General features: G+C 50.2%; 1 pseudogene. It reads left to right on the plus strand.

The annotated features are described in order from the left end of the window. Window position 1: 1 nt before the first annotated feature. Window positions 2-265 (plus strand): annotated as a pseudogene (locus R0K30_RS22305) (sodium-dependent transporter); the annotation flags it as partial.

Here is a 265-nt window from a genome sequence, read left to right on the forward strand (position 1 = left end):
CGTGTCTGACCAAAAAAGGGTTCAATGGGCCTCAAAAATAGGATTTATTATGGCCGCTGCCGGTTCGGCGTTCGGCCTGGGAGCCATTTGGAAGTTCCCTTACGTAGCGGGTACGAACGGAGGAGGCGCTTTTTTTATTGTATTCGTCCTGTTTACCGTGCTTTTAGGCTATCCGCTTTTGCTCGGTGAATTTATTTTCGGAAGACGGAGCCAGACAAATGCGATTGATGCCTACAAACAAGCCGCGCCGAAGTCGGTATGGCAC

Source organism: Bacillus sp. SIMBA_154, assembly GCF_046536015.1.
Classification (GTDB): domain Bacteria; phylum Bacillota; class Bacilli; order Bacillales; family Bacillaceae; genus Bacillus; species Bacillus pumilus_P.